Raw genomic sequence first — 579 nt, forward strand, 5'->3', positions numbered from 1 at the left:
GTGCGTCGCCGCAGGTCGCTGCAGCCCGAGCGGCCGAGCAGGCGCGCGCACCCTCGTCGGCGTCGACCACGACGCCGTGCCGGTCCACGACGAGCACGGCCTGCTCGGGGCTCCAGGCGATCCTCGGGGTCGTGTCGCGGACGGTGCGTCGGGCGAGCGTGGTGGTTCTCATGTCTGCGTGCTTCCTGGTGGGTGGTCCCGTGGGGTCGGTGCCCACTCAACGCGGGACGCCTTTCATCGGGCTTTCAGCGGTCTTGCCGGGCCGGCGGGCGGGTGGTCGGGCCGCGATCAGGCGGGGCCGAAGAACACCGAGTAGGTCCCCGGCGCAGGGACGCTGACCTCGACCGTGCCGGCCGGTCCGGTCGCGACGAGCAGCTCGCCGGTGCCCTGCTCCTCGCGGACGACCTCGTAGCCGTCGAGCGCGGCCTCGTAGGCGTCCAGCACGGTCGCGGCGTCCGCGTCGGTCGCGTAGCCGGCCACGCCCTCGGCGTCGTCCGGCGTGGTGCTGGTCTCGCAGAGCGTCCGGGCACGGGCGGCTCGGGCCAGTCGGCCGGGACGGCGTCCAGGTCGGCCAGGTCG

Annotated in this window: 1 protein-coding gene; it reads right to left on the reverse strand. The window is 75.1% G+C overall.

The window, feature by feature from the left end; all coding sequences use genetic code 11:
- Positions 1-288: 288 nt before the first annotated feature.
- The coding region (locus AC2W7G_RS18180) for a hypothetical protein (protein ID WP_485869667.1) at positions 289-579 on the reverse strand (291 nt) is incomplete at its 5' end.

It is taken from the genome of Aeromicrobium sp. PFPM2_SD2 (genome assembly GCF_057364525.1).